4 protein-coding genes are annotated in these 6,795 nt (G+C 55.4%); 2 read left to right on the top strand and 2 right to left on the bottom strand.

From position 1 onward, the window contains the following. Nucleotides 1-851, top strand: an 851-nt coding sequence (locus tag RMSM_RS03395) for a sulfatase-like hydrolase/transferase (protein WP_040763906.1), incomplete at its 5' end; no start/stop codon positions are given. Nucleotides 852-936: 85 nt separating this feature from the next. Here RMSM_RS03395 and RMSM_RS03390 read toward each other — a convergent pair. Both RMSM_RS03390 and RMSM_RS39540 read right to left on the bottom strand, forming a co-directional pair. Continuing rightward, nucleotides 937-2,106, bottom strand: coding sequence for a DUF1559 domain-containing protein (locus RMSM_RS03390; protein WP_040763908.1), 1,170 nt, complete (start codon nucleotides 2,104-2,106; stop codon nucleotides 937-939). A 265-nt stretch (nucleotides 2,107-2,371) separates the two neighbouring features. Then, the gene (locus RMSM_RS39540; RefSeq protein ID WP_008691577.1) at nucleotides 2,372-2,566 is read right to left on the bottom strand and encodes a hypothetical protein; all 195 of its coding nucleotides are present in this window, start codon (nucleotides 2,564-2,566) and stop codon (nucleotides 2,372-2,374) included. A 503-nt stretch (nucleotides 2,567-3,069) separates the two neighbouring features. Here RMSM_RS39540 and RMSM_RS03385 point away from each other — a divergent pair. Then, the coding region (locus RMSM_RS03385) for a DUF1553 domain-containing protein (protein WP_008691575.1) at nucleotides 3,070-6,795 on the top strand (3,726 nt) is incomplete at its 3' end.

The following is a 6,795-nucleotide window of genomic DNA, read 5'->3' as shown; positions in this document are numbered from 1 at the left end:
TGCACAATGGCAAACCGACACTGGTGAAAGAGGGAGATGCAGTTATCTTCTTTAACTATCGCGGTGACCGAACACGCGAAATCACCAAGGCGTTCACGTTTGATGACGACGCGTGGAAGAACATCGAAGGAGGCGGTTTCGATCGTGGCGGTAAGATCGACAATCTGTACTTCGCCACTATGACTGCGTATCAAACCGGACTGCCCGTCAAAGTGATTTTTGAAAAGCGGGCCAAGATGCCGAACATTCTTGGTGAGTACGTCTGTTCGCTCGGGCTGAACCAGTTCCGTTGTGCGGAAACCGAAAAGTATCCTCATGTGACGTTCTTCTTTAACGATTACCGTGACGAGCCGTTTTCGCACGAAGATCGTGAAATGGCACCGTCCACTCGCACCGTATCGACCTACGATCAAGCTCCCGAAATGTCGGCGCACGAGATTACCGAAAAGGTGCTCAAAGAGATCGAGTCCGGCGTTGCCGATTTGTTGATCGTCAACTATGCCAACGGCGACATGGTCGGGCACACCGGCGTGTTAGAGGCGGCCATCAAGGCAGTCGAAACGGTGGACGAGTGTGTGGGGCAAGTCGTCGAAGCGACCTTGAAAAAAGGCGGCTCGTTGATCGTGACCGCCGACCACGGCAATTGCGAACAAATGATTGACCCGGAAACCGGCGGGCCTCACACCGCACACACGACCTACGATGTGCCGTTGATCGTGGTCGAACCAGGGCTTGACGGCCGCACGCTGAAGTCCGATGGCCGCTTGGCCGATATCGCTCCGACAGCACTAGAGTTGCTCGGTTTGCCGATTCCGGCCGAGATGACGGGCCAGCCGCTATTGAAGCTGTAACCCTCAACCCGCACTGTCAAAAAGAAAACGCCGTTTGAATTTCAAACGGCGTTTTTTGTTTCAATTTGAATTAGCGGCTTTGCAACTATTCAAGTGACTCGGTTTCCTTGGACGCACGCGTGCCCAAAGCGCCCCACACGCCGTATGGGCTCTTGGATCCAGCGCGGGCATAACTTGTTCCCGTTCCGGTACCGGTCGTCGAAACCGAAGCTTTGCTGGCATCGCCTGCTTCGATCGACTCGGTGATGAATTTAACGGCACCGTCAGCCATCAATACATGGCAACCGCCTTGGTGACGGCTGGCCGCTGAAAAGACGCCCGAAATGCCACCGGCGGCGCTACCGGAATCGCGGCGACACGACGGCGAATTCGGAGGCAACATGGTGTTGAATCCGGTGTAGCCGACGTGACCTTCACCCCAGCGGCGGCCTCGTGGATACAGCGTTCCGCCCGCGAAATGTTGCGGATCGTCAGCGGTGATGTGCGGTCCTGTTTTGCACAGGTTGGGGAATTTGTGGTAGTCGACGGAACCTTGGTATTGGTTGCTGATCACTTCGCGTTGATCCAGCGTCACCGCCATCTCGCCCATTGCGATGGTGTTGCTGGTCCCATCCAAAATGTCACGAAAACGGTACTGGTACCAACGGGCAAAACAGCCACGCTTGGAACCGGGGTCGGCAGCACCGGTGTAGGTGTTGTTGAAGCGGGTGTGATGGTTGGGAGCTCCGCCAACAAAGCGTCCTGCATCGCCATAGCAGAAAGCATAGTTGGTTTGTGCCTGGCCCGCATGCACGGCCGGATCACTGGGGCAGCGAAGTGTCGTCACTTGAGTTCGCAGAGGCGTATAGACTTGGCCACCAATGGCCGCGTCATTCGTTCCGGGGGTTGGACCCATTGCTGGAAAACCATCGGTGGGATTGCTGAAACGTTCCCACAGTGCGGTTTGCTCGAGAAACGGCAGCAACGCGATCAATCCGTTGAGCCGTCGTTGATTGGTTCCCGCGATCGAGGCGCTGCCGGTTGTATTTTCACCAGTGCCACCGCTGCCCATCGGGAACATTTGGTACGCCGAATGGTAGTTGTGCAGTGCCAACCCCAATTGCTTGGTGTTGTTGCTGCATTGCATACGCCGGGCCGCTTCACGCGCGGCCTGGACCGCTGGCAGCAATAGTCCGACGAGGACTCCGATGATGGCGATCACCACCAGCAGTTCGACCAGCGTAAAACCGCGCAGCCGCGATTTGGATTTGGACATCATAAATACTCCGAAACAAAAACAAAAAAATACAACCTCAACGATGTAAGGCTGCTACATGAAGATAGTGTGGTTGTCGCCCCCGACTAAGGAAAAAAACGGAAGCAATAAGGCAACGAAACTTTCGTATCCGCGAAACGGATTGCGAATCGGGCTTGTCTATAGACAGTCTGTAAACAGGGAAAAACAATGTTTATTGGCAGCTTTCGCTACACGGCTGCCGTTTCAGATTTGCATTGTCGCATTTGCGAAAACAAGTTCGTGATCAGACTTCGTCGGCAGGAACATTCTTCGCAGGGGCCTCGGTCGGTGCCGCGTCTTCTTCCTCTTGATTGCTCGCGCCGGCCGGTAAATCCCCTAGTTCGGTTGTTCCCGACGAATTACCGCATCCAACGGTCACGATCGCGAAAAGAACAATTGCGAACAGCGAGAACAAACGAGTTTGTAAAGATTGGGACATCGGCGAGGTGGGGGGTGAGAGAGAGGTGGGGTGAAGACGGACGTTCGTGCCGTGCGTCAGCCAAAACTGCGGCGACACATTGCAGCACAGCAATTTAGGGGGCAGAGCTCCGGTGATGATCTTAGGTAGCCAAGGTGTCCTGTGCAAGCGATTTTGGGTGTACCCAGGCTCCCAGCAACGTTCGCTATCAGATCAAGCTAAGGCTATAGAGATGCGTTTTCACGCTATAGAGTTAGTTTTAGAGTCGGCGTTTTTTTTTGTATCAATTTTCACTTTTATGCAAAGACAATCGGGATAGGATTTGCGGATCGCCATTGGAGTGGTTTATGATGCTTGTGGTACCGTGACGCCCCTACCTTTGTCGATTGTGTCGTCACAGTGACACTTGTTCCCGCCTAACTACCTGCCTTTCCTTCGTTTTTTGTCGTTTGTTTTTGGGATCCTGCTATTTGACAGGATCGGCGAAACAGGGCCAGACGAATGTGATTCATCGGAGTCGTTTGATGTACTGGAAATCCGTATGGAGCATTCACGTCGTGGGGCTGTGCAGTGTGCTATGGGCGATCACAGGATCGAGTTCAATCGCCACGGCAAATGGACTCTCGGAAACCGCCCGCTGGGACTTTGGCAGCGAAGAAACATCGAATTTACAGTCTCACGGCAGTGTGTATCGCGATCAATTGGGGCCGCGTCCGCCGCAGTTCCCCGATTTTGAACCCTCCAATTTGTCGGTTCGTTTTGATGGCAGCGGCTCACGCTATTTCTTTCCCGATCCAGGCGATGAGAGCGAATTCGATTTTGATAATGGCGACGAGATCACGTTAGAAGCCTGTGTCAAAGTCGGCGCGATTAGCAGCAACCAAAATGTGTACGTGATCGGCAAGGGGCGGACCAATGCGAAAGGGTTCGCCAAGGATAATCAGAACTGGGCGTTGCGACTGCGTGAGCTGAACGGAAAGATTTGCATTAGTTTTCTGTTTGCGACGCCGTATCAAACCGGTCAAGTCACCGGAGCGCATTGGCATCGGTGGACCTCGATCGAAGGCCTGAAACCGGCCAACGGATGGCATTCGATCGCCGTGTCGTATCGTTTTGGTGATCCCAGCAGCATCCGCGGATGGATCGACGGAAAACCCAGCAAGGGCCGCTGGGACATGGGGGGCGAAACAAAACAGTCGCCCGTGATCGATAACGACGCGATTTGGATCGGTTCGTCGATCGGCGGCAGCCCCGGAAACAGTTTCCGCGGCTGGCTTGATTTCGTCGGTATTTATCGAGGCATGTTGACCGACAAAGAGATGGCCAAACGGTTTCGCACGACGCCTCGTGAACCCGTGGTGGCAACCGAGCCCAAGATGGAAACGGTACCTGGGAAAGTAGTCGTGGTGTTTGACGAGTCCGCCGATTCTCACCGTGATTGGCCTGAGGAATCGTTTGTTGATCCCGTCTTTGCTGCGGACTCGCGACCGAGCGTTCCGAATTGGGAAGCCGAGCAATTTTTGATCCCGCGTCTGCCTTATCGCTATGACACGTGGGGAATTCGCGATACGTGGAAGAGTGCTGTTTTGGTGCGTGCCGCGGCCGATGTGCACTTTGCCGCAGGCAAGAGCCGCATGCTGATTCGTGCTCGCGGGCTAAGCCGACTGTGGGTCGATGGAAACGTCGTTGCCAAACTTGGACCGATGAGCGGATCGACCAATGGTCATCAACCGGTCGATCCGCTTCCCGAGCCTCCGGCCCCAGGGATGCGAATCGTGGGCTACGGATTAAAGGAATCGTTCGGCGAAATCGAGTTTGACAAACCGACAACCGTCCGCGTGGTCTTTGAAACGATCGTGGGTGGTTCTTCGTTTCGAGCCGAACCGGGGGAAACGATGGTCGCGGTTCAGCCGCCGGGCACCGAGCACTACGAATTGTTGCGTCCATCGGGCGGTCCGGCCGACGTTCAAGGTGCTACATCGGGTCGCGGGCTAACGGATAAAAACGTATTGGCTCAAATCGCCAAGACCGAGGCGTCGCTACAGCAGTTTGACGATCGCGTTCGTCGTCAGATGGCCCACAGCCAAGATGCATATTGGGACGAGCGTCATCAGTTTGCTCGCAATTTCATCGGTCCTGATGCCGAGACCGACTCTGCTTCGGTCGATCGCTTCTTGGCAGCGAAAATAGCTCGCGTGAAATCAGCTCAGCAACCCGCTTCGGTCCATTCGCCGGACGAGGTTGCTGCAATCGATTTCCAGAAAGAGGTGCTTCCGATCCTTCGTGAAAACTGTTTCCGCTGCCACGGAGAAACCGACGAAGGTGGCTTCAAATTGGACAGCCGAGCTTCGTTGTTGTCCGGTGGCGACTCGGGCGAACCCGCGATCGTTGTCGGCGATCCTCATGCGAGCGTCTTGATTGCTCGATTGATCACCGATGACGAAGGCGAACGGATGCCGCCGTCTAAACCGCTTGCCCAACGCGATATCGACGTGCTGATGAAATGGGTCTCGCTCGGTGCCCGCTGGGACGAAGCGATTGATCCCGAGGCACTGCAAATGGGCGACCCCGTTGATGACGAAACGTTTTTGAGACGCGTCTATTTGGACACGATCGGGATCCCGCCGAGCGAAGCCGAATCGCGTGCCTTTTTTGCTGACCATGATCCCGAAAAACGCAGCCGAGTGATTGACCAACTGCTCAGCGATCCACGTTGGGCCGATCATTGGATTAGTTACTGGCAGGATGTTTTGGGTGAGAACCCAAATCTGCTAAAACCGTCGCTGAACAACACCGGGCCCTTTCGTTGGTACTTGTACGAGGCGCTGCGTGACAACAAGCCAATTGACCGGATGGTCACTGAATTGGTGATGTTGCGAGGCAGTCAACGCGAAGGAGGCACGGCGGGCTTTGGGATGGCGGCAGAGAACGACGCGCCGTTGGCATCTCGCAGCATTATCATGGCGTCCGCGTTCATGGGAATGAATTTGCAATGTGCTCGTTGTCACGATTCGCCCTACCACGACACCACCCAGCGTGATCTGTTCTCGCTCGCCGCGATGATGTCACGAGGCAAAGTGACGGTGCCTCGGACCAGCACGGTGGCGCCGGGATTCTTTGAAAAGAACTCGGGTCGCGAATCGTTGATCAAGGTCACGCTGAAACCGGGAGAGCCGGTTGTCCCTGAGTGGCCCTTCGAACACTTGGTCAATCTAGATGGCACGCCGAATGATTTGGCTCAAAACCCGGCGGATACTCGAGAGCGGTTGGCAGTCGCAATCACTTCGCCGATGAATCAGCGGTTCGCCGGTGTGATTGTCAATCGACTTTGGAAGCGTTTGATTGGCGCGGGCATCGTCGAACCGGTCGACGATTGGGACTCGACGACGCCTAGCCATCCTGAGCTGCTCGCTTGGTTGGCCGACGAATTGGTGCGAAACGGCTATGACATGAAACATGTTGTCCGTTTGGTCTTGGCCTCGGACTTGTACCAACGCCAAGCGATTGGAAACAATCGTTTTGCCGAACCGAAACATCGCTTTTTTGCGTCACCCGATCGACGCCGTTTGACGGCCGAGCAAGTGGTCGATTCGATGGTCGCGTGTTCAGGACGTCCGATGGATGTCGAAGAGTTGTCGTTTGATCCCGAGGCCAGACGTCCCGCGACGACGATGATCAGCATGGGCACTCCACGGCGTGCTTGGATGTTCGCGACTCTTTCAAACGAACGAGACCGGCCGAGTTTGGCGTTCCCTCGTGCGACGGCAGTAGTCGATGTGCTCGAGGCCTTTGGATGGACCGGGTCTCGCCAATCAGCGATCAATGAACGCGACGTCGAACCGAATGTGTTGCAGCCCGGTGCGATTGCCAACGGCGTGTTTGCATCGTGGACGGCGTCCGCATCGGACGCCAGCGAATTGGCGGAGTTGGCAGTGACATCGCCCAATCCACAGACGCTGCTGGAATCGATCTATTTGCGTTTTCTGACGCGAATGCCGACGTCGGCGGAACGCGAAACATTCGAACCCGTGCTCGCCAAGGGTTTCGATTCGCGATTGGTTCCTGCGAATGAGATGAGCGATCCGGATTATCCGCCGATGTTGGGGCGGGTGTCATGGTCAAACCATTTAGCGGCCGAAGCCAACAGTATTAAGATGGAATTAGAACAGCGTGCACGCGAAGGCGATCCGCCCGACCCACGATTGGTTCCCCAGTGGCGTGAACGCTACGAAGACGTGGTGTGGGCAGTC

The sequence above is a fragment of the Rhodopirellula maiorica SM1 genome (assembly GCF_000346295.1).
Lineage (GTDB): Bacteria > Planctomycetota > Planctomycetia > Pirellulales > Pirellulaceae > Novipirellula > Novipirellula maiorica.
Note: the sequence above shows the minus strand (reverse complement) of the source record. Positions and strands in the feature narration are given on the sequence as shown.

Bases quoted from the DNA above. Each gene is read 5' to 3' on its own strand.
- RMSM_RS03390 (WP_040763908.1), bottom strand. From the start codon at position 2,106: ATGTCCAAATCCAAATCGCGGCTGCGCGGTTTTACGCTGGTCGAACTG.
- RMSM_RS39540 (WP_008691577.1), bottom strand. From the start codon at position 2,566: ATGTCCCAATCTTTACAAACTCGTTTGTTCTCGCTGTTCGCAATTGTT.